Genomic DNA, 24826 nt, shown 5'->3' on the forward strand with positions numbered 1-24826 from the left:
GCATTAGTTTATAATCGTGTTAAACACTTCTGGAACTTCATACACATCTACTTTGAGAGATGATTGTGAAATAAATCCATTAATATTAGTATATACATTAGTTCCTATCGTAAGGGTATTGTTGGACGCTCCGTAAGAACCCAATCTTGTACAGGCAACATCAACGGTATGATTTCCTTTCGCAAGATTATCTACAATACCAATCTGAGTATGAGTAAGGAAAGGATATGAAGTACTGATTGCTTTTAAGTTTCTCTGTCTCAAATTCACCAGTTTATTGTCTACAAAAATACCACAGGCATAATCTATTGAAGTATCTGTAGAACCCACACCTCCGAAGTCTGCCTGTACAACCGTTTCAAACTGAAAGTAAGCTTTACTCTGAGTACTGAATACACTGATCACTTGCGAAAGATTGTTTATTTTTTTAAAATTAGTAAGACTGCTGATATCTTTTCCTTTGGTAAAAGTTCCCCCTCTAGAGGCTAAACCTACCGATGAATCATCAGAAGAAGTAAATGAAACCCCTACTTTATCTGAAAAAGAGTTATTGTAGATCAGGTAAAATTTATTAGGCTCATATTCAGGAATACGAAGCGATTTCCAGATCGGGGCATAGCCTTCTCCCTGAGAAACCAGCAATTGGTCATTATTTCCCTGAGAAATTGAGTTATCGGTAGTGTTAAGAACTGCAATTTTATTTCTGAAGTTGACATCTCCGTTTACATCAAGAGTTGCTTTTGGAGTATCTGTTTTTATTCCTACCTGAGCTGAAACCAAAAGTCCTATGGTCAGAAACAGTGTTGATAATAGTTTTTTCATCATTAGTTGGTTTTATAGCTCACGTATTCAATAACGTCCATTTTCATTGTAGATTCCAAAGTAAATGCACTGGAAGCTCCGTTTGAAGCCTGTACATTACGCCCGATAGCAAATTGTGAGGTAGAATTTGAAGTATCAATCTTTCTGCAGGCAATCTCAATCGTATGAGCTCCAACGGGAACGTTCTGTTCGGTATAATTAAGGGTAAAGATATAGTCCTGAAGACCATTTTTTCCACTGTTATTATTAGAAGCAATTCTATCCGGGCGTACAGCTACCAGAGTTCCGTTTCTGAAAACACCGCAGGTAAATCTTACACTTTCTATCGTTGTAGAGGTAGGTGCTTTGATTTCAACCCCTGTCTGGAACTGATAGGTAAGTCTGTTTTTACCATTTTTGATGGTAAAGGTATTTTGAAGCCCATCAATCTTTTTCCAGGCTCCTTTAGCAGCATCAGTAATATTATCTCCAACACTATTTTTATAAATACCATCACCAGCAGTACCATTGGTAAGTGATATAATCCCTGCTTGATCTGACGACAGATAAGAGTTGATCAACTTATACTGTCCCTCTTCCATAAAGGAAATGTTCAAAGATTTCCACACGGGAGGTAAACCCTCACCCTGAGAAACCAAAACCTGGCCGTTCAACCCGGCATTTCCAGCCTGAGTTGAAGTACCGCCTACTCTAAGTTCTTTTCTTAAGGTGGTTTTTCCATTCACGTCAAGAACAGATTTAGGTTTTGCAGTACCTATTCCCACCTGTGCGTTAGCGCAGAGTGAAAGAAGTCCAGCCGCGCAGCAATATATAATTTTTTTCATAATAAGGACTGCAAAGGTACGCAATGAAGTCCTAAAAATTCCAGTTATACATCCATAAACCTATAGAAATAAACACATTACAACATAGAATTAATCACACATAAAAGTAGAATTATTTCTACATAACTCTACTTTTCAGATTTTAAATTTTCAATTAAGGTCTCAAACCCTTACTGTACGGGGATTTGCAGAATATTTTTACTCATTAAAAAGTGATTTTAGCCCCCTTAAAATGGCCTTAATTCCCATCTCAAGGAATATTACCCAATAAAAACATGATAACAATCACAAAAAAGCGTATAAAAATCTAAGATTTTTATACGCTTTTTACATCTTTTACAAATTTGTTTATAACAAACAGAATCTATAATTTAATTATGTTCAATAATAGCTTTCAGTAACATATTGACCTCATCTACATTTTTCACTCTTTCTTTCCTCATCATCAATTGATTACCTTCTTTTCCGGACTTCTCTTTAAGTTGGGCTTCAGCAGGATTTCGGGTTAAATAATTAATGATATGTCGGAATCTATCCGTCTGGTAGAATTTATCCTGAGGATTCCCCGGGAAGTATCCTAAGAACACCCCATTTTTCATAACAATTTTCTCAAAACCTATATCCGCAGCAAGCCATTTCAGAGAAACACTTTTCAACAGATTGACGGCTTCTTTAGGCAATGCTCCAAAACGGTCAATCAATTCAAGTTCAAACTGATGAAGATCTACTTCATTATTAATCTCTGCTATTTTCTGATACAGCAGCAGTCTTTCTTCTGTATTCGAAATATAGAAATCAGGTAACATTAATTCAAGATCAGTATCTATATTGACATCTTTCACAGATTTGAAAAGTTTCTGCCTGTCTTCTTCATTTTCAAACAGGTTTTCAAAATCAGCATCATCTTTAAGTTCTTCAAGTGCTTCCTGCATTAGTTTCTGATACGTTTCAAAACCCATTTCATTGATGAATCCACTTTGCTCAGCACCCAAAAGATCACCGGCACCACGGATCTCAAGATCTTTCATTGCAATCTGGAAACCACTTCCCAGATCGGAAAACTGCTCAATGGCTTCCAAACGTTTTCTGGCATCTGAAGTCATCATATCATAAGGAGGAGTGATCAGGTAGCAGAATGCCTTTCTGTTACTACGTCCTACCCTTCCTCTCATCTGATGCAGATCTGCCATCCCAAACCGTTGTGCGTCATTGATAAAAATAGTGTTCGCATTCGGGACATCCACCCCACTTTCTACAATGGTAGTAGATACAAGAACATCATATTTTCCTTCCATAAAATCCAACACATTCTTCTCCAGCTGTCTGCCTTCCATCTGCCCATGCCCTGTAATGACTCTTGCATCTGGAACCAGCCTCTGGATAAGTCCGGCAATATCCTTCAGGTTTTCAATCCTGTTGTTGATGAAATACACCTGTCCATCTCTCTGAAGCTCATAAGAAACGGCATCACGAAGAATCTCTTCATTGAATCCGATTAATTGTGTATCTACAGGCTGTCTGTTGGGTGGTGGTGTTTTGATAACAGATAAATCCCTTGCAGCCATTAATGAAAACTGTAAAGTCCTTGGAATAGGAGTTGCCGTTAGGGTAAGCGTATCCACATTATTTTTAAGTGTTTTCAGCTTATCTTTTACCGAAACCCCAAACTTATGCTCTTCATCAATGATCAGCAAGCCCAGATCTTTAAATTTTACAGAACTGCTTACCAACTGGTGTGTTCCAATGATAATATCTACTTTTCCATTCTTTAAAGCATCTAAAGTTTCAGATTTTTGCTTCGCCGTTCTGAATCGGTTGACATAGCCAACATTTACCGGAAAATCTTTAAGTCTTTCTTTAAAACTTCTGTAATGCTGAAAAGCAAGAATGGTTGTAGGAACCAATATAGCAACCTGTTTACCGTCTGTTGCTGCCTTAAATGCCGCACGGATTGCCACTTCCGTTTTACCGAAACCAACATCACCGCAAACCAGCCTGTCCATCACAGTATCGGCTTCCATATCTTTCTTTACATCTACTGTAGCTTTTTCCTGATCCGGCGTATCTTCATAGATAAAGCTGGCTTCAAGTTCATTCTGAAGATAAGAATCCGGTGTATAAGCAAATCCTTTTGCCGTTTTTCGCTGGGCATATAATTGAATGAGGTCAAAAGCAATTTGTTTTACCTTCGCTTTTGTTTTCTGTTTTAAGGATTTCCAGGTCGGAGAACCAAGTTTGCTCAAAACAATCTCTCTTCCATCTGGTCCGTTATATTTCGAAATCTTATGCAGAGAGTGAATACTTACATACAATAAGTCTCCGTTTTTATAAGTCAGTTTAAAACATTCCTGAATCTTACCGTCATTATTTACTTTTACCAACCCCATAAATTTCCCAATTCCATGATCGATATGGGCAATATAGTCTCCAATTTTTAAAGACATCAGGTCTTTCAGGGTAAGCTGCTCTGATTTTGCAAAAGTATTCTTCGCTTTATATCTCTGATAACGGTCAAAAATCTGGTGGTCTGTATACACAAGCAGCTTGTGTCCGTTGTCTACAAATCCTTCATGCAGTTCAGACTTAAAACTTTTAAAAGGAAGTTCATGTTCGAGTTCTTCAAAAATAGACTCCAGTCTTTCTCTTTGTTTTTCCGTTGAAAAGGAAATCCAGGTATCAAATCCGCTATTCTGCTTTTCTTCAATATCTTCAATCAGAAGTTCAAAGTTTTTATGGAAAGAAGGCTGTGGAAGCTGTTCCATTCTGACTTCAGTAATTTCTTTCAACCCTTCAATCACTGACCCTCCAAAATCAACAGTTTTGAATTTTTTATAATCGAATAAAAACTCCTGATCAGAAATAAAAAGTTCCTGGGGAGTTCTGTGTGCAATATCTTTACTTAATGTATCATATTTTTCCAGGGACTTTTCATAGAATGTCCTAATCTTCTGCATTCCTATCATTCCATTTTTAGAAACTACAAAGCTTTCATTTGGCAATAGCTGCAGTAATGAAACTCTGCTTCCTGTAACAGAGAAGTTCATATTGGAAACCAATTGAAAGTCCTTTACTTTAGCTATAGAAAGCTGGGTTTCAATATCAAAAGTTTTAATGCTTTCCACTTCATTCCCAAAGAATGTAATCCTGTATGGTTTCTCATATGAATAAGAAAACACATCCACAATTCCTCCTCTTACTGAAAACTCTCCCGGTTCTGAAACAAAATCAGCCTGCTGAAAATGGTAATGAGTGAGCAGTTCGTCTACAAAATCAAAGTCCAGCTGGTCTCCTACTTTTATATGATGAGAGATGGCTTTAAAATCTTCTTTCTTCAGCACTTTTTCAGATAAGGCTCCGGCATAGGCCACAATGACTTTCGGAGATCTTCCGGAATTGATTTTATTTAAAACTTCAGTTCTTAAAACCAGATTGGCATTTTGTGTCTTTTCTACCTGATAAGGCTCAAGATGGGTTGCAGGAAAATACAGCACTTTTTCTTTACCAAGAAGATCTTCCATCTCCGTATTGGCATACAATGCATCCTCTTTATCATCTACCAGATAAAGAATATTTTTCTTTTGAACCAAAAAAAGCTCAGCCACAAAAATAGAAACCGAAGATCCTGCACTCCCTTTTACGGCAATATGCTGGCTGTTTTCTAGCTGGGTGAAAATTTCTTTCCCGAACTCTTTCTGCATCAGATCTGGAAGAAACTTTTCGTTGATGGATTTTAATTGCATAAATAGTATGGTATAAACGACAAAAGCGATTTCGGGAGTTTTCCGAAACCGTTTATGATGTACAAAGGTACGGATATTTTTTTCTTCCTTTAAAAAACTGAATGACTTTCGGATTTAAAATGAATGACTTAGCATAATAAATCTTAATTTTTTACAAATTTATTTAAGAACCCGTTAAAAAAAACCAATTTTTCCCTCATGGCATAGTGTTTGGGATTTTAAGCCTAACCAAACATTTAAGTATTATGAAAAAAGCAATTAAAATCTTAGGAGTTATGATGCTGTTGGTATTTACAGCATTATCTTTTTCGTCGTGCAGCAAGGATGATGACCCGGTAAACAACGAATTCTTTGCAGGAACATATAAAGGCAGTATTTCTTATAACGATGGCGGATCTACTAATGTAAGTACAGATAACGGAAGTGTTTTTGTAACGAAGATTGCCAGCGGCACCAAGTATAATTTCGCTTTCTCAAACAGTATTCCGGATCTTAACGGAATAGAGTTTAATCAGGAAGGAGATCACACTCTTGTTATGATTGGTTCTACAGCAACCTCTTATATCAGAATTGACAACAATACATTAAAAATCCTATACGCAAAGGATGGTAAAACGTGGACAGCCAACTGTACACGTTAGCCTCCTGTCTATTTATATATTATTGCAAGCCTGTTTTCCTCTGAAGACAGGCTTTTCTATTGTAAATGAAGTGTTTTAATTTTTTTTTAAGCAGTAATAAACTTTAGTTAAGGTTGAAAATCTAAATTTTCTAGCCTGCTTTTTGTATATCTTTATTCAACAAAAAACAAACAGTAATTCTTATGAAAAAATTATTATCTGCAATGTCATTGATCCTGGGATTAGGACTTGCAACTGCTCAGCAGACTGCTCCCGCTACAAGCGCTCAAGCTCATCCTCCTGTAAAAACTACAGTGAAAGCTGCTAAACCTGCAGAAGTAAAAGCTGCTAAACCGGCAATGGATGCAAAAGCAGCGAAGCCTGCTGCTCCGGCTGCCAAAATGAAAAAAGACGGTACTCCGGATAAGAGATATAAAGACAACAAGCATCTTAAAAAAGACGGTACTCCGGATAAAAGATACAAAGCAAACAAATAAGCATAACATTAACATATAGTTGTTATTTTCATAATCAAATTTCGAAAAAGCCGGTGGAACTTGTTCCATCGGTTTTTTTATGTGAAGCTTCGTAAAAAATGATTCCAGATTCTCTAGTTATTTATAAATTTGACCCATGTTAAACTTCTTCAAGAAAAATGCAGCGCTTATCTGGGCAAAGAAACATGTTCAAAAAGCGGAGGAATTCAAAAAAAATGCAGAGAAAAACCAGGAAGACTTATTACTTTCTCTAGTCAATACAGCTCAAAAAACACTTTTTGGGCGGGAACATGATTTTGAAAGCATTCATTCTGTAAAAGAATTTCAGGACAGAGTTCCGGTAGCAGACTATGAAGATCTGAAACCTTATATAGAGCGGGTCAAAAAAGGTCAGGGCAATATTCTATGGACGGAAACGCCTGAATATTTCGCCAAAACATCGGGAACAACATCCGGATCTAAATACATTCCGATTTCCAGAGAAGGAATGCCACTTCAGATTGCAGGTGCCCAAAGTGCTCTATTTCATTATATCAGTAAAAAGAACAATGCTGATTTTGTAAACGGTAAAATGATTTTTCTACAGGGAAGCCCTGAACTGGAAGAAGTTTTTGGAATAAAAACAGGAAGGTTATCTGGTATTGTAGCACATCATATCCCCAATTATCTTCAAAAAAACCGTCTGCCAAGCTGGGAAACCAATATTATGGAAGACTGGGAAGCCAAAGTAGATCAAATCATTGGAGAAACAGAACATGAAAACATGACCCTGATCTCAGGAATTCCGCCATGGCTGATCATGTATTTTGAGAAGTTAACAGAAAAACACGGCAAAAAAATCAAACAGCTTTTCCCGAATCTGCAGCTTATTGTTACCGGAGGTGTCAATTACGAACCATACCGGGACAAAATGGAAGATCTGCTGGGAGGAAAAGTGGATATTATTCAGACATTTCCAGCTTCTGAAGGCTTTTTTGCTTTTCAGGATGATTATACAAAAGAAGGTCTCCTATTATTGACCAATCATGGAATTTTCTATGAATTTATTCCTTTGGAAGAATATGGCAAGCCTGGAGCAAGAAGATTAACATTGAAAGAAATTGAGCTTCATAAAGATTATGCCCTTATTCTTACTACGAATTCCGGACTGTGGGCTTATTCTATTGGAGATGTTGTAAGATTTATCAGTAAAGATCCTTACAGGGTTCTGGTAAGCGGCAGGACCAAACATTTTACTTCTGCATTCGGGGAACATGTGATTGCTTTTGAGGTAGAAGAAGCGATGAAAGCCACTCTTGAAAAACACCCTGCACAAATTACAGAATTCCATCTTGCCCCTCAGGTAAACCCAGGTGAAGGACTTCCATATCACGAGTGGCTGATTGAATTTGAAAAGGAACCGGAGAGTTTAGAGGCATTCAGAGATGAGCTGGATCTGCAGCTGAGAGCAAAAAACACTTATTATAATGATCTTATTTCCGGGAATATTTTACAGAAACTGCATATCACGGGACTAAAGAAAAATGCCTTTCATGAATATGCTAAATCTCAGGGTAAATTGGGAGGGCAAAACAAGACTCCAAGATTGGCTAATGACAGAAACATTGCAGATCTCTTAGAAATTTACAAAAAATAATCACATTTTTTCAATTCCAAAAACGTATATTCGAAAAAAATTATAAATTTGAAAAACTAAAAGAAAATAATGAAAGCATCTGTACTGTTAAAATCATCTTTACTAACCTCTTTATTTGTTATCACGTCTTGTGCAACGACAAAATACAGCGAAGATATTTCAAAAAACAACTATTCTAATCTTGAAGCCGGAAAAGTATATAAAGTAACTATGAGAGACGGCTCTCCGAAACAGACCATCTTATTCAGAAACATGGTGGGTGATAATCTTGTAGGTACAGCAGGTAAGAAAGACAGTACGGAAGTGGTCATTCCTAAATCGAATGTAGCGGCTGTAAAAGACAGAAGAAAAGCAAGAATTGCTGCCGGAGCTACTATTATTGGGGCTGCAGGTGTTGCTGCCATCGTAATCAGTTCTTCAAGAGCTGACTAAAATAGATTTTATCTTTTGAGATATATTTAATATATCTTTCAAAAATTGTCATATGGATAGTCCTAAATAAATTTTTAGGGCTATTTTTGTTCATGATTTCCTTTACCCCGTTACAAACATTGCAAAATGTTGAGTTCAGAAATCTTCTCACCGGGAGATTTTTTATTGTTTTAGCTTTCAGAATGCTGGCCACTTTATTAGGATGGTGGGTATATCAATTAACAAAAGATCCTTTTTCTATAGGCCTTATCGGGCTTTCGGAGGTAATTCCTGCTGTAAGCTGCGCGCTGTATGCCGGACACGTTATTGATATGAATGAGAAAAAGAGATTGCTCCTTATCTGCAATTACGCTTATATTTTTCTGATCGGACTTCTGCTGGTTCCCGCATTCCTTGATGTAGAAATGCACTTCACAGGCCATCAGATTACTTATTATATCTATGGAGTTATCTTTTTTACCGGAATAGCAAGAGCATTCATTGGCCCTATTGTACCTTCTATGATTCCTAAAATTGTAAAGAAAGAAAACCTTCCCAACGCAGTTACGTTGAATCAGGCCACTTTCCTGATATCTTCTGTCTGCGGACATGCGGTAGGCGGTATTCTTATTGGGTTCATAGGTGTAAAATGGACATTGGTCGCAATTTTAGCATTAATATTCGTTGCTTCACTGTTTTTCTGGCAGCTTCACAAACAGTATTCAGAGTACAAAAAGGAAACTGTAAATGTAGCGGAGAGTATGCGTGAAGGAATTTCTTATATTTTTAAAACCAAAGAGATTTTGGGAGCATTGTGTCTTGATATGTTTGCTGTGCTTTTTGGTGGTGCAGTCGCTATGATCCCGGTATTTGCTACCGACATTTTAAAGTCAGGGGCTGAAGGTTTCGGATTGCTGAACGCGGCATCTGATATCGGTTCCATGTGTATCATTACTATTTTATCCATTGTTCCTCTTCGAAAAAATCAGGGAAAAATTCTTCTTGCTGTTGTTACAGGATTCGGGCTTTGCATTATTGGTTTTGGCTTATCCAAATTGTATTGGCTGTCATTCATGTTCCTTGTAATGAGCGGAATGCTAGATGGAATTTCCGTAGTTATCCGAGGTACCATTGTACAGTTAAAAACACCTGATCATATAAGAGGACGTGTCCTCAGTGTCAACTCAATCTTCATTATGTCCAGCAATGAAATGGGACAGTTCGAAAGTGGTGTGATGGCCAAATTACTGGGTGTTGTCCGCTCTGTGGTATTTGGAGGATGTATGACTGTTTTGATTGCTTTACTTGTTGGAAGCACCAATTCTAAACTAAGAAAAATGCAATATTAACTTATTATTTATCAATCCATTTCAAATTTAATATTAAAAAAATCACAATCCGAAATACTTAAAATCAGAATAGAACGTTTTCTATTCTGATTTTACTTTTATAGGCATTTTTTCAAAACCATTCAAAGGATTAAATCCCAAATATTCAGTGAAATCATTAATATCTTTACGATCTCTGTATAATTTCACTTAAATAATAAAATACAATATTAGAAATCAATATATTACTTTCATTAAATATATCTCAAAATCTTTAATTTAACGTTAATAATTTTTTATATTTGCTTGATAAAATATCCCCCTATGTATAAACTTTTACTAATTTTGAGTTTTTTCGTCACAGGTTCGCTGATGAATGCTCAATTTTTTTCAGATCAATCTTTACAGCAATCTGTTTTGCAACTGAATAATGCAAAAACAAAAACCGATTATGATACTCTTTTTTCTAAGTTTTCAGAGGCTAAAACTTCAGAAAAATGGCAGGCTAATTATTATGCGGCTGCAACCTTGTATCTTAAAACAAATTTCCTTTTAAAGAACAGCCCGAACAGCCCTCTTGGAGAATCCAATGAATCTGCAAGAAAACTGGCTATGCAGGCACTTGCTTCTGAGAAGAATAACGGAGAAATCAATATTCTCCTTGGTCTTATCCACTTTCAAAAAATCAGGATAAAAACAGCAGCAGACCCTAAGATAGAACTAAAGACAGCTACGAGCTTCATGACGAAAGCGGAAACAACTCTAAAGAACAATCCAAGACTTTCTTTTTTAAAGGCCGAAATGGCTGAAAAGCAAGGTAACAAAACGGAAGCTATCAAGTTTTACCAAAAAGCAGTTAAAGAATTCGAAACATCAAACGTCTCATCCAGTTCACCTAACTGGGGAAAACAGCTGATCGGAACAAATTAACAGTAAGAGAATGCATGATCATCTGAGTAAATCGGGTGGTCAGGTTGCTATTTGATATAAAGGTTTTAAAATTATTTAATGTTCAGAGAAACATTATTTTGTATCAGATAAAGCACTGCATTTTTTTAGTAATTAAACAATTTTACTATTTGTTTTTAAAATCAACTCTTATGAAAAAAGCATTACTTGTTTTCTCAATTATATTTTCACATTTCTTATTTGCCCAATCAGACTGTAATAGTGCAATGGCAGTTTGCGGTAACTCGGATATTTCATATACTCCGGGCGGGCACGGAGATATTGCCGAAGACCTTGGCGGATGTTTAAGTTCCGATGAAAAATACTCTGTATGGTACTCGTTTACGGTAGCTACAGCCGGAACCCTAACTTTTGAAATCATTCCTAATGATCAGACCGATGATTACGATTTCGGTGTATATGGTCCAAATAAATCATGTGGTAGCCTTGGAGCTCCAATCCGTTGTTCTTATTCCGGAGCAGCTGGAAACACAGGTCTTAATATGACCGCTACAGATCTTAGTGAGGATGCCTCAGGAGACAAATGGGTGAAATACCTTGACGTATTACCTGGTCAGACTTATTATTTAATTGTAAATAACCACAGAGAAACCGCTAACGGATTCAAATTGTCATGGGGTGGAACAGCTACTTTATCTTCACCTTTCACGGATCCGAATATCCAGCCTCACCCGTTCATTCCACCGGGAATTCCAGGAGCAACGCCTGCAGATCCTAGAGAAGTAGTGGTGTGTGCAAACCCTGCAAGTTTTGATTTCTCTTCATTAACAGCAGGAATCCTTAATGGAAACCCGAACTTCAATATCACTTACCATACAAGCCAGAATGATGCATTAACAGGCAACAACCCTCTTGTTGGTCCTCAAACAGTTACTCCTGTAGGTGTTTATTTCTACAGTATCAACTACACCGATCCTACTAACCCCAACAGTCCTATTAATAAATGTAGACAGACGGGTAAATTTAAATTTAAAGATGGTACGATCAAGGCAACGAACGTTACTTTAACAAGCTGTAATAACAACAATGCAGGTACAGCAACTTATGATCTTACAACAGCAGATGTTTTTGCAGATCCTACGGCTACAAAAAAATATTATTATACTTTATATGATCTGAATCACTCAATCAATGAGATTACCAACATCTATCAGTTTGTTTCAGCTGAAGGTAAAATCTATGTAAAAGTAACCTCCGTATTTGGATGTTCTGATATTGCAGAGATCACCCTTAAGTTCTACCCTGCCATTATTGCAAAAGATGCTGAATTAAGATCATGTTTTATTGAAGCAAATCCTTCTACAGCATTATTTAACCTTGATAATGCAGCTGTCATCACACCGCAAGCTGGTATTACTAAGAAGTATTTCCCTTCATTAACAGATGCTGTGGATGCAACTAATGAAATTTTAAATGCAAATTATATTGCACCTAGTGGTCTGGTATACGTAAGAGTATCTGATACCAGAGGATGTTTTGTAGTTGTAAAAATTGGTTTAACAGTCCTTGCACCTGTAAAATCTAATGTACTGAAAGACAAAATCATATGTATAGAAGACACAACAACTTTAGATGCAGGACCTGGATTCAAAAGCTATGAGTGGAGCACTGGAGCTACAACTCAGTCTATCAAAGATGTAGGAGTTGGAATCTACTGGGTAAAATTAAAAACAGGAGAATGTATTACCACTCAAACGGTAACAGTATATCCTTCTGATCAGCCGGTTGTAGCAAGCATTGATGTTTCTAACACTACACTAACAATCAATGTTATAGGAGGAACACCGGATTACCAGTATTCTATGGATAAAATCATATGGCAGCCTTCGAATACATTCTCGAATGTAGCAAGAGGAACATACAAAGTATATGTAAAAGATGCTTACGACTGCGACCCTATTGAAGTTACGGTAGTAGTTCCTAACCTGATCAATATGATTACTCCAAACGGAGATGGTGTGAACGATGTTGTAGATTATTCTGCCATTGCTGACAAACAAAACCTAGTTTTGAGTATCTTTGACAGATACGGAACAAAAATCCACCAGGGAGACAAATCCAATGGATACAAATGGGACGGGACTATTGCAGGAAAGAAGATTCCAACAGGTACCTACTGGTATTCTGTAACATGGAATGAGAATGACAAGAAGAATACTCCGTTCAAGTTTTCAGGTTGGATCGTTGTAAAAAACAGAGAATAACCCTTATATAATATGAAAAAGCCGCTTTGGCGGCTTTTTCTTTTAACTAAACCATGAAAAATTAATTGATCCCAATTTTGTTTAACAAAAATCGTTTTAACAATGAAAAAAATACTACTTCTTTTTATTTTATTGATAACACAGATAGTCTACTCACAGTCAGATTGTATCACAGCCATTCCAATCTGTGGTAACTCTGACATTTCTTACACCCCTTCAGGACCTGGAAATATTATAGAAATTCTTAATGCAAACGGAGGGTGTCTTGGCACCAATGAAAGATATACCGTTTGGTACACTTTCACTGTATCTACACCAGGTACACTTGCATTTAAAATAAAACCTAATGACCAAACTGATGATTATGACTTTGCAGTCTATGGACCTACAACAAACGGTTGTGCCTCTTTACAGAATGCAGATCACGTCTTCATACAGCCTATAAGATGTAACTATAGCGGTACTCCGGGAGATACAGGACTTGATCTTACTCTTGCTCCACCTGCAGTATTCCCTACCAATCCTCCTGGTACCACAGCCAGTATGAACAATGGTAAATGGAGTCCTTATATGGATGTATTAGCAGGACAAACCTATTATTTGGTTATTGATAACTTCAGTAGATCCGTTAATGGCTTTTCTATGGAATGGTCAGGTACTGCGAGTTTAAGTTCTGCATTTAACGATCCTCTCCTTTCTCCTAATCCATTCATTCCACCTGGAATTCCTGGAGCAACTCCTAATGACCCAATGCAGGTAATGGTTTGTTCATTGCCTTCACAATTCGATTTTACAACCCTGTCAGCAGGAATCATTAATGGTAACAGTTCTAACTTCAAGGTTACGTATCACAAGACAACCAATGATGCCCTTACAGGAGAAAACCCTCTTACAATAGCAACTGTAGATGGGACAACAATATACTATTACAGAATTGTATATAAAGATCCGAATAACCCAACGAACCCTATCAACGGATGTTTCATAACCGGGAAATTTAAATTTGTGAATGTAGGCATCTCAGCCAATACTGCCACTTTATATTCTTGTAATAACAATGGAGCCGGTACAGCTAAATATGATTTAACAACAGCCAATATCTTCGGCGGAGGTGGAGCAACGATTAAGTATTACACTACAGTTGATGATATGAATGCAGAAGTTAACGAGATTACTGACCCTGTTAACTATATTTCTCCGGAAGCAACTGTATACGCAAAAGTAATTTCCACTTTTGGATGTAAAGCAACTACTACTATCAGACTATTGTTCTACCCAACAGTAGTATTAAAAGATGCTGTACTTCAAAACTGTTATATTGATAATGATGTTACCCGTTCAACTTTCGATCTTTCTAAAGCTGATATCGGAGTACCTGTACCAACACCTACAGGAACTATCATTAAGTATTATACATCGATAGCTGATGCTAAGGCTCAGACCAACCCAATTTCGGCAGCGCTTAATTATCTTTCAGAAAGCACAACGGTATACGTAAGAGTAAACAATGACAAACAGTGTTATGCAATTGCTAAGATTGAACTGAAAGTATTACCTCCTGTAAAATCTGCAGTATTAAAAGATAAAACGATTTGTGCTGAAAGTAAAACAACATTGGATGCAGGACCTGGATTCGACAGCTATGAATGGAGCACAGGAGAAACTACACAATCTATCAATAACGTAAGTGTAGGAGTTTATTTTGTAAAACTTCAGACTGGAAAATGTTTCACTCTTCAGGAAGTACGTGTACATGCAAGCCTTCAGCCAGTGATTTCAGGAATAGAGATCTCAAACAACAACATTACTGTTACCCCTACAGGTGGAGTTCCTCCATATAAATTTTCTGTAGACGGCATCAACTGGCAGGATTCAAATACATTTACTGGACTTCCAAGAGGTGAGAATACAGTATATGTAAAAGATACTTATAATTGTACACCTACTCAGGTGACGGTTACTGTTCCTAACCTTATTAACGCGATCACTCCAAACGGAGATAACGTAAATGATGTTATCGACTACTCCGCACTGGCATACAAGAAAAACCTTATCTTCATTGTGTATGACAGATATGGAAACAAACTTCATGAAGCCAACAAAATGAGAAACTTCACTTGGGACGGAACTGCTTTCGGTAAGAAAATCCTAACAGGAACTTACTGGTACACGATCTCATGGAACGAAAACAATAAAGACAATACAGAAACCAAATATTCAGGATGGGTATTGGTAAAAAATAAAGAATAAGTTATACTCAATCTTTTTGAAAAAATCACCTCAGACCGAGGTGATTTTTTTTATCAACAAGATCAATCTCCTGTTTACAGCATTTTCCGAAAGACTGCTAATAATTTGTTGAATACTATTTTTTTATTATTTTTTAAATAAACTATCTTTGCACCATGGCGCAGAAAGAAACATTATCATCCCTGACACACGGAAACTTTGCAAAAGAATTGTCTATTGCGGATGGAAAAATGCCTCCCAATGCAGTGGATTTTGAAAGACTTGTTATCGGAACTTTTTTGATTGACAAAAAAGGTCTTGACCACTCCATTGACCTCCTTACTTCAGAAGTATTTTATGATCCAAGACATCAGGTTATCTTCTCTACCATTTTAAAGCTTTATGAAGGCAACCATCCGGTAGACTTAATGACCATTATTCAGGAATTAAAAAAAGAAGACAAACTGAGCCAGGCAGGTGGTGACCACTATATCATCGATCTGACTATGGGAGTAAGTTCATCTGCCCACATTGAATACCATGTACGTGTCATTCTTGAAAAATATATTTTAAGAAGCCTTATCAATGTTTCTGCCAATGTAATAGATTCTTCCTATAAAGAATCTACGGATGTTTTTGAACTTCTGGACAAAGCAGAACAATCTTTCTTCGAAATCACCAACGGAACGATTAAGAAGGGATTTGACACGGCCAATTCATTAGTAAAACAGGCAATTGACACGATTAAATCTTTAAAAGATAAAGAAGGACTTTCAGGTGTTCCTTCAGGATTCAGAGATGTAGATAAGGAAACCGGTGGATGGCAGAATTCTGACCTTATCATTATTGCTGCCCGTCCCGCGATGGGTAAAACAGCATTCCTTCTTTCCATGGCCAGAAATATTGCAGTAGGACACAAAATTCCTATGGCTCTTTTCTCTCTCGAGATGGCGTCTGTACAGCTTATCACCAGAATGATTGCTTCTGAAACAAGAATTTCTTCTGAGAAATTAAGAAAAGGAACCCTGGATGATGAAGAATGGCAGAGACTATTCTCTAATGTATCTGAGTTGGAAAATGCTCCTTTATATATTGATGAAACGCCTTCCCTTTCCATATTCGATTTCCGTGCAAAATGCCGAAGACTTGTCATGCAGCATGGAGTAAGGGTGATCATGGTCGACTACCTTCAGCTGATGACAGCAGGAAGCAGCGGAGGAAAAGGAGTTGGAAACCGTGAACAGGAGATCTCCATGATTTCACGTTCATTGAAAGCCATTGCAAAAGAACTTAACGTACCGGTAATTGCACTTTCGCAGCTTTCAAGAAGTGTGGAAGCACGTCCAGGAAAAAGACCTCAGCTTTCTGACTTGAGGGAATCCGGGGCGATTGAGCAGGATGCGGATATCGTATCTTTCATCTTCCGACCGGAATATTATAAAATTACTGTTTGGGATAATGATGAGGAAGGACAGGAAACTTCTACAGAAAACCAGGCCGAGCTGATTATTGCAAAACACAGGAATGGTGCTACTGCAGATGTCAGATTATCTTTCTTAAAACATTTTGCAAAATTTGCTGATATTGAAGCAGCAATGGAAGGAGCCGGAGGAGGATACCCTTCCAACTTTGGAGAACCAAGCGGCTTTGACAAAATAAAAACCACCATTCAGCCAGGAGCAGCATTTGACCTTCCGGACAGCTCAAAACTCTCCGGATCATCAATGAATGACTTTGATGATGATGATGATTTTCCGTTTTAAGTTGAAAACTGAAGCTTAAACTAAATTCAGCTTAATTCCCAAACCATAATTCAATTTTTTAAAAAGCAGATTTGAGAATCGAAATTTATACCGACGGAGCTTGCAGCGGAAATCCCGGAAAAGGCGGATATGGAATTCTTATGCGCGTTCCCGAAAAAAATTATCAGAAAACGTTTTCCAAAGGATTTCGAAAAACCACCAACAACAGAATGGAGCTTCTGGCGGTCATCACCGCATTGGAAAAACTGAAATCAACAGAAAATGACATCCATGTGTATACCGACAGTAAGTACGTATCTGATGCGATAAACCAAAACTGGATTGCCGGATGGATCAAACGAGGCTGGAAGAATGTAAAGAACCCTGACCTCTGGAAAAGATTTGTTGAGTTATACAATAAACACACCCCTAAAATGCATTGGGTAAAAGGCCATGCAGGGCACTTTGAGAACGAACTTTGCGACAAATTAGCGGTTGCAGCCGCCAGCTCTCCTGATCTCGAAATTGATACTTATTTTGAGGGTTTGGATAGCAATTCCTTATTTTAATTTAATTCATATAAATACGTAATCAATACTGCAACATTCACCATTACCTCATAATAAGTATTATTTTTTTAAAATATTATTAAAATTTTAGCAAAATTAACACTAAATACATATTATTTAATCGGGATTTAATATCTTTACACATTAATCAAAGTCCCATTTAAATGAATAAAAATCTATTATTGTATTTATCTGTTTTTTTACTCTGCATAGCCGGGAAGTCCTTTGCCCAGACTTATCAGCTTATCGGAAACCCAGTGACGACTACTGGATGGACGATGGTTTCCCCTACCCAGGTAAACACAGATTTTATTCAGCTCACCCCGGACACCAACAACCAATCCGGTTCTATCAGGCTGAATGACCCCATCAACTTAAAATATTGTGACAAATGGAGAGTAGAATTTGATTTCAGAATGGATTCTAACCAAACCTCCAACGGAGATGGAATCGCCTTCTGGTATCTAGCTAATCCACCTGTCGCCAGTGTATTAGGATCCGGACTCGGAGTATCTCAAAACGCAGTTGGACTTATCGTAGGACTGGATACTTACAACAATACAACCACTGCTACCATGAGCAAGGTTCATGTTGCTTACGGACAGGTTCAAAATACAACCGATAACAATAACGTTGAATTTTTCAATGTTGCAGGAAGTTCCTTTCACTCACCTGATTTGAACACTACACAACCTTTTCAGGGTACCACCTTTAAACATGTTGAAGTAACCGCACAGGTAGATCCCGCAGCTCCTACAAGCTGGATTTTAAAAATAACAATAGACGGTAATGTAATTTGTAATCAGTCTTTTGCTCCTGCCGGAACAGCTGCTGCAATGACCGTAGGATATTTTGGATTTTCAGCTTCCACAGGAGGCGCAAGATCAAGACATTCTATTAAAAATGTAAAAATTTATACTGATAAAGTTCCTATTTTACAAAACTCGGCCACGCAGTCTTTCTGTCCTAATCCCACTACCGGATACGGATCTGTAAACCTGACTTCGTTCAATTCGCAGTTTGTCAACAATACTTCAAACTATACATTTACCTATTATCCACTGGGAAGTTCAACTCCTATTGCTAATCCCGCCAATTACCAATTCAATGCGAATACAACGGTTACTGTTGTTATTAAAGATAATGCAGGATTGCTCTGCGATAATCCAGATGGTAAAATATTACTGGTTCTTGCTCCTTTTAAAGCTGAGGACAAAACCATTACGGTATGTAATAATAACAAAGCCGGAAGTGCCGCTTTCAACCTGAATACAGCAAATGTAACAGGTGTTCCGGGAGCTATTAAAAAATATTATAAAACATTAGCAGATCTCAACGCGGATACGAATGAAATTCAAAATCCCGGCAACTACTTATCTGCTCCGGGAGTAGTGTATGTAAAAGTAACAACTCCTCAGGGATGTACAGGTACAGCAAAAATCACGCTGGCCTTTTATGCCGACACTCCTGTGCAAGAAGCTACACTTAGATCATGTTTTATTGAAAACAATGTTACCAGTGCTATTTTTAATCTGACCACTGCGAATGTTACCACATTAACCACCGGAGCGACAAAAAAATACTACACCTCCATTGCTAATGCTTTAGACGGAACCAATGAGATCATGAATCCTCTTCAGTACTTATCCACGAGTACTGCCGTGTATGCAAAAGTAACGGATGCCAACGGATGTTTTAATATTGCCAAAATCAATCTTATTGTATTACCGCCTGTAACATCTTCTGTCTTGAAGGACAAAACCATTTGTATTGGTGAAAAAACAGATCTGGATGCAGGTCCTGGCTTTGATGGATATGAATGGAGCACCGGAGCAACTACCTCATCTGTTAAAGATCTGGGAGTAGGTGTTTATTGGGTGAAGCTTAAAACAGGGAATTGTATCACTACTCAGATTGTAAAAATAAATGCATCTGCAAACCCTGTGATCTCCAGCATTGATATTGACAACAATACCATCACAGTAAATGTTGCCGGAGGAAAACCTCAGTATCAATTCTCTCTGGATGGAGTCAACTGGCAGACCAGCAATATATTTACCGGACTGGCAAGAGGGGAAGTAAGAGTGTATGTAAAAGACTTCTACAACTGTACTCCTATTGAAGTTCAGATCACCGTACCTAATCTGATTAATGCCATCACTCCAAACGGCGACAACGTAAACGACTTCATTGACTATTCAGCACTTGCTTATAAGAAAAACCTGGTATTCATCGTCTACGACAGATATGGTAACAAATTATATGAGGCTGGAAAAATGAGAAACTTCACATGGGACGGAACTGCTTCCGGTAAAAAAGTTCTTACAGGAACTTACTGGTACACCATCTCATGGAACGAGAACAATAAAGACAATACAGAAACCAAATATTCAGGCTGGGTATTGGTTAAAAACAGAGAATAAATTTAGTATCCGAAACTACCTCATATGGGGTAGTTTTGGTATTAAAATAAGCATTCTCGCCTCCTGAATTTGAAATTAAATATTGCTTTTATAATCAAATTAAACATGTAACAAAATCAATTTTATATCAAAAAAAACAAATAACATCACAATCCATCCACTATGAAAAAAGATATACTCATTTTTTTACTGACTATCTTATTATGCTTGCCGGGAAGGGTATTTTCACAAACATACCAGCTTACCGGAAACCCTGTAAATACAACAGGCTGGGATCTGGTCTCTGATGCTGTGGTAAGCGGAGACTTTGTAAGACTTACAACCGATCAGACCAGCAGATACGGGGCTGTAAAATTATCCACCCCTATCACCTTGAGCTATTGCGATAAATGGAAAGTGGAATTCGATTTCAGAATTGACGGAAACGGAACCGCACAGTTTGGAAAAGGAGACGGCTTTACCTTCTGGTATCTTGCCAATCCACCTACAGGATTCGTTTCAGGAGGAGGACTTGGTATCCCGGCGAATGCTTCCGGGCTAATGGTTGGTTTTGATATCTTCAACAACACTACCGAGGGTCAGATGAGTAAAGTTCATATTCTTTACGGCACCAATAATACAGCTGGTAACAATATCGAATACAATACTACCGCAGGAAGCACATTCCATTCTCCAGACCTTATTGCCACTCAGCCGTTTGTAGGAGATACCTACAGACATGTTGAAGTAAATGGAGAAACAGACCTTACCAATCCAACAAACTGGATTATCAAAGTAAGAATCAACGGTGTGCTTATCGCAGATCAGTCTTTTGCTCCTTCTGGAGGCGCAGTAGGAATGTCACAGGGATATTTCGGTTTTTCTGCAGCAACAGGAGGTGCCAGCGCAAGACATTCTATTAAAGATGTAAAAGTATTTGTAGATAAAGTTCCTATTTTAAGCAATACGGTAAGTCCTTTCGTATGTACAAATCCCGCTACCGGAAATGGTGTAGTGGATCTTACTTCTTTCAACTCTCAATTTGTAAATAATCCTGCAAACTACGTTTTCACTTATTATGTTTTGGGAAGCTCTACGCCTATTGCCAATCCTGCAAGTTTCCAATATTCAGGAAACACTACCATTAAGGTCATTGTAAAAGACCCTACTTCCACTCTTTGTGATAATGGTGATGGGGTTATTCAGCTTAATCCTACTCCATTTGCTGCAACCGATGCCAGTCTTACAGGCTGTAATAATAACAATGCGGGAACGGCAACATTTGATCTTAACACTGCCACTGTAACGAACGTAGCAGGAACTACCAAAGAGTTCTATCCCACTTTATTTGATCTCAATAATGGAACCAACCAAATTACTAACCCTTCAGCTTATGCTTCTGCAGCAGCTACAATATATGTAAGGGTAACTACTCCTCAAGGTTGTGTAAGTACAGCTAAAATTACACTTAACATCTATCCTGTTGTGGTTGTCAATGATGTTGAAATAAAATCCTGCTTTATAGAAACCAATCCATCTATGGCATCCTTTAATCTTACAGGAGCCATTGTTTCTCAAGGCGGACTTACAAAAGAATATTACCCATCATTAGCTGATGCAATCAGCGGAACTAATGCCATCTCTACTCCGGCGGCATATATTGCTCCTAATGGGGTTGTTTATATTAAAGTATTCAGTGCAAACGGATGTTATTCAATTGCTAAAGTTACCTTAACTGTCATTCCACCTGTTTTCTCAAGAACATTACTTGATCAGACCATCTGCATAGAAAATACAACAATATTAGATGCAGGGGCCGGCTTCAAAAGTTATGAATGGAGCACAGGAGCTACCACTCAATCAATCAAAAATGTAGGAGTAGGAACCTATTGGGTAAAACTTAAAACCGGAGATTGTATTGCATTACAAAAAGTAACGGTATATCCTTCTGATAATCCGGTTGTCACTACTGTTGATATTTCAGGAAGTACGGTTACAGTATTTGTAAACGGCGGAACTCCTCCTTATCAGTATTCTATGGATAATATCAACTGGCAGGATTCTAATATCTTTACCAATATTGCCAGAGGTGAAGCCAAAATATATGTAAGAGACGGATATAATTGTATCCCTGTTGAGGTTAATATTACTGTACCTAACCTGATCAACGTGATCACTCCTAACGATGACGGCATTAATGATTTTGTTGATTATTCTGCTCTTGCCAACAAACAGAATCTGGAAATAGGAATCTTCGACAGATATGGTTACAAAATGTTCCAGGCTGATAAAACCAATGGCTACAAATGGGCTGGTACTACTAATGGAAGCAAAAAAGTTCCTACAGGAAATTACTGGTATTCTGTTTCATGGAATGAAAATAATAAAAACAGTACTCCGATAAAATTCTCAGGTTGGATTGTTGTAAAAAACAGAGAATAATTACACTTTCCATCACATCAAAAGAATCACCCCGCCAGCCGGGGTGATTTTTTGCATTAACAGGGCGGAGATATTTCATTTTAAAGACTCTTTATTCATATTCAATTCTTAAATTTGTCCTATGAATTATTTGGAAGCTTTAAGCAGAAGATATTCTGTAAAAAAATTCAATCATCAGATTATTCCTCAGGAAACTCTTCACAATATTCTTGAGTCAGGAAAGCTGTCTGCCAGTTCTCTGGGACTTCAGCCCTATAAAATAGTTATTGTTGAGAGTGAGGAAATGAAGCAGAAATTAATTCCGGCTTTCTATAATCCTTCTCAGATATCTACCTGTTCTCATCTTATTGTCATTATTTCAAAAAAAGTCATTGAGGAGAACTATATCCGTGGATATTTTAATCACATATCTGAAGTAAGAGATACTCCTGTTGAAAAACTGGATCCTTTCAGAAACAGTATCAGCCAGCATATCAATCAGAAAACACAGGATGAAATTTTCAATTGGGCAGAAAAACAATCTTATATCGTATTGGCCAATCTTATGTATGCCGCTGCTATTGAAAGTATAGATTCTTGCCCTATGGAAGGCTTTCGCCAGAATATTATAGAAGAAATTCTGAATATCAATCCTGAAACAGAAAAAGTAACCGTCACCCTCGCTTTAGGCTACCGTTCTGAAGAAGACCATTTTCAGCACATGAAAAAAGTAAGGAAACCAAACGAAAAATTGTTTAAATTTATTTAATCGTTTTCAAACGATTGTACCTAAAGCAAGCATATGATAAAAGCGGATGTATTAGTAATTGGTTCCGGCATTTCCGGACTTTCCTATGCCATTAAAGTTTCTGAACAGCTCCCTGATGCCAAAATCATTATCGTAACAAAATCTGACGAAGACGAAAGCAACACCAAATACGCACAGGGCGGTCTGGCTGTCGTTACAGATTTTCAGAATGATAATTTTCAAAAACATATTGACGATACGATGCGTGCCGGAGACGGAGAAAACAAGCGTGATGTTGTAGAAATGGTGGTAAGAGAAGCTCCTGCAAGATTCAACGAAATTGTAGAATGGGGCGCTCAGTTCGATATGAAAAACGGCAAATTTGCTTTAGGAAGAGAAGGCGGCCACACCGAAAACAGAATTGTACACCACAAAGATATTACAGGCTTTGAAATTGAACGGGCATTACTGACAACAGCCAATAACAGCCCGAATATTGAAATTCTCGACCATCATTATGTAATCGATATCATTACCCAGCACCATGTTCCCGGAAAAGAACTTAACGAAGGAGATATTCACTGCTATGGCGCTTATATTCTGGATGAAAAGTCCAAGACCATCAAAAAAATCACTTCTAAAATAACACTGGCTGCAACAGGAGGCGCAGGACATGTTTATAAAAACACAACCAATCCTACCATTGCTACAGGAGACGGAATAGCTTTCGTGGCCAGAGCAAAAGGAAAAGTTTCCAATATGCAGTATTATCAGTTCCACCCAACAGCTTTGTACAGCAAAATGGATGGAATGTTGTTTTTAATTTCTGAAGCCGTTCGTGGAGACGGAGCAAAATTAAGAACAAAAAGAGGTGAAAAATTCATGCATAAATATGATGAGCGTGAAGAATTAGCATCCAGAGATATTGTGGCCAGAGCCATCGATGCCGAAATGAAAATTACCGGAGACGAATTTGTCGGTTTAGACTGTAAGGAAATGAACCATGAAAAATTCTTAGAACATTTCCCCAATATTTATAAAAAATGCAGAGACGAAGGAATTGATCCTTTCACTCAACTCATCCCTGTTGTACCGGCCTGCCACTATTTAATGGGCGGTATTGAAGTGGACAGAGACGGACAGTCTTCCATCAGAAATCTTTTTGCTGTAGGAGAATGTACCAACTCAGGACTTCACGGAGCCAACAGACTGGCATCCAATTCACTACTCGAAGGTTTGGTTTTCGGACACAATGCTGCCATGAAAACAGTAGACCTTCTGAATGAAAACAATTTCAACTTTGATGATCTGAAAGCCGTTCCGGAATGGAATGAAGAAGGAATGAAAATCATGGACGAAATGGTAATCGTAAGCTATCTCAGAAAGCAGCTCCAGGAAATGATGAGCGATCTGGTAGGTATTGTAAGAAGTGACAGACGTCTGAATATGGCTTTGCAGAAACACCAGGAAATTGCGGCTGCCGTAGATGAGATCTACCACTACTCTATTCTTTCTCCACAATTATCGGAATTAAGAAATCTTACAACCGTTGCCCACCTCATCATTACCCAATCCATGGAAATGACAGAGAATAAGGGAGCATTTTATAATAAAGATTTGGTTTAATTTTAATTAAACAAATGAAAACCCTGAATTTAAATATT

The 24826-nt window shown here is 37.7% G+C and carries 17 protein-coding genes; 14 read left to right on the forward strand and 3 right to left on the reverse strand.

The window, feature by feature from the left end; genetic code table 11:
• Positions 1-3: 3 nt before the first annotated feature.
• From GFU89_RS11995 to mfd, 3 genes are all read right to left on the reverse strand, one after another.
• Complete coding sequence (locus GFU89_RS11995) at positions 4-825, reverse strand: hypothetical protein (protein WP_318847344.1); 822 nt, start codon at positions 823-825, stop codon at positions 4-6.
• The gene (locus GFU89_RS12000) at positions 825-1646 is read right to left on the reverse strand and encodes a hypothetical protein (protein ID WP_318847345.1); all 822 of its coding nucleotides are present in this window, start codon (positions 1644-1646) and stop codon (positions 825-827) included. Before GFU89_RS12000 ends, GFU89_RS11995 begins: the two co-directional genes overlap by 1 nt.
• A gap of 371 nt (positions 1647-2017) precedes the next feature.
• On the reverse strand, positions 2018-5386 hold the full coding sequence (gene mfd / locus GFU89_RS12005; protein ID WP_318847346.1) for a transcription-repair coupling factor: 3369 nt from the start codon (positions 5384-5386) through the stop codon (positions 2018-2020).
• A gap of 245 nt (positions 5387-5631) precedes the next feature.
• On the opposite strand from mfd, the gene GFU89_RS12010 reads away from it, so the two are divergent.
• The 14 genes from GFU89_RS12010 (at position 5632) to nadB (ending at position 24788) form a co-directional block, all read left to right on the forward strand.
• Positions 5632-6027 (forward strand): hypothetical protein, encoded by a 396-nt coding sequence (locus GFU89_RS12010; protein WP_318847347.1) that lies wholly within the window; start codon positions 5632-5634, stop codon positions 6025-6027.
• Positions 6028-6209: 182 nt separating this feature from the next.
• Positions 6210-6503 carry a hypothetical protein gene (locus GFU89_RS12015; RefSeq protein ID WP_318847348.1) on the forward strand — a complete coding sequence of 98 codons (294 nt, stop codon included), beginning with the start codon at positions 6210-6212 and terminating at the stop codon, positions 6501-6503.
• A gap of 136 nt (positions 6504-6639) precedes the next feature.
• Complete coding sequence (locus GFU89_RS12020; RefSeq protein WP_318847349.1) at positions 6640-8139, forward strand: GH3 auxin-responsive promoter family protein; 1500 nt, start codon at positions 6640-6642, stop codon at positions 8137-8139.
• A gap of 69 nt (positions 8140-8208) precedes the next feature.
• Entirely contained in the window at positions 8209-8571 is a 363-nt protein-coding gene (locus GFU89_RS12025; RefSeq protein WP_318847350.1) for a hypothetical protein, read from the forward strand.
• Between the two features lie 92 nt (positions 8572-8663).
• Positions 8664-9899: an MFS transporter gene (locus GFU89_RS12030; protein WP_318847351.1), complete on the forward strand. Its 1236-nt coding sequence runs from the start codon at positions 8664-8666 to the stop codon at positions 9897-9899.
• Between the two features lie 303 nt (positions 9900-10202).
• Positions 10203-10808 (forward strand): hypothetical protein, encoded by a 606-nt coding sequence (locus tag GFU89_RS12035; protein WP_318847352.1) that lies wholly within the window; start codon positions 10203-10205, stop codon positions 10806-10808.
• Between the two features lie 170 nt (positions 10809-10978).
• Positions 10979-13051, forward strand: coding sequence for a T9SS type B sorting domain-containing protein (locus GFU89_RS12040; protein ID WP_318847353.1), 2073 nt, complete (start codon positions 10979-10981; stop codon positions 13049-13051).
• A gap of 102 nt (positions 13052-13153) precedes the next feature.
• Positions 13154-15301, forward strand: a complete 2148-nt coding sequence (locus tag GFU89_RS12045) for a T9SS type B sorting domain-containing protein (RefSeq protein ID WP_318847354.1) — start codon at positions 13154-13156, stop codon at positions 15299-15301.
• Positions 15302-15456: 155 nt separating this feature from the next.
• Positions 15457-17043: a replicative DNA helicase gene (dnaB, locus tag GFU89_RS12050; RefSeq protein WP_318847355.1), complete on the forward strand. Its 1587-nt coding sequence runs from the start codon at positions 15457-15459 to the stop codon at positions 17041-17043.
• A gap of 71 nt (positions 17044-17114) precedes the next feature.
• A complete protein-coding gene (rnhA, locus tag GFU89_RS12055; RefSeq protein ID WP_318847356.1) occupies positions 17115-17591 on the forward strand; it encodes a ribonuclease HI in 477 nt (158 codons plus the stop codon).
• 164 nt (positions 17592-17755) lie between these two features.
• Positions 17756-20014 carry a lectin-like domain-containing protein gene (locus tag GFU89_RS12060; RefSeq protein ID WP_318847357.1) on the forward strand — a complete coding sequence of 753 codons (2259 nt, stop codon included), beginning with the start codon at positions 17756-17758 and terminating at the stop codon, positions 20012-20014.
• Between the two features lie 162 nt (positions 20015-20176).
• On the forward strand, positions 20177-22435 hold the full coding sequence (locus GFU89_RS12065) for a T9SS type B sorting domain-containing protein (protein ID WP_318847358.1): 2259 nt from the start codon (positions 20177-20179) through the stop codon (positions 22433-22435).
• Positions 22436-22556: 121 nt separating this feature from the next.
• Complete coding sequence (locus tag GFU89_RS12070) at positions 22557-23183, forward strand: NAD(P)H-dependent oxidoreductase (protein ID WP_318847359.1); 627 nt, start codon at positions 22557-22559, stop codon at positions 23181-23183.
• A gap of 33 nt (positions 23184-23216) precedes the next feature.
• Complete coding sequence (gene nadB, locus GFU89_RS12075) at positions 23217-24788, forward strand: L-aspartate oxidase (protein ID WP_318847360.1); 1572 nt, start codon at positions 23217-23219, stop codon at positions 24786-24788.
• The last annotated feature ends 38 nt before the right edge of the window (positions 24789-24826 follow it).

This window comes from Chryseobacterium sp. JV558, assembly GCF_033712365.1.
In the GTDB taxonomy this organism is placed as follows: Bacteria; Bacteroidota; Bacteroidia; order Flavobacteriales; family Weeksellaceae; genus Chryseobacterium.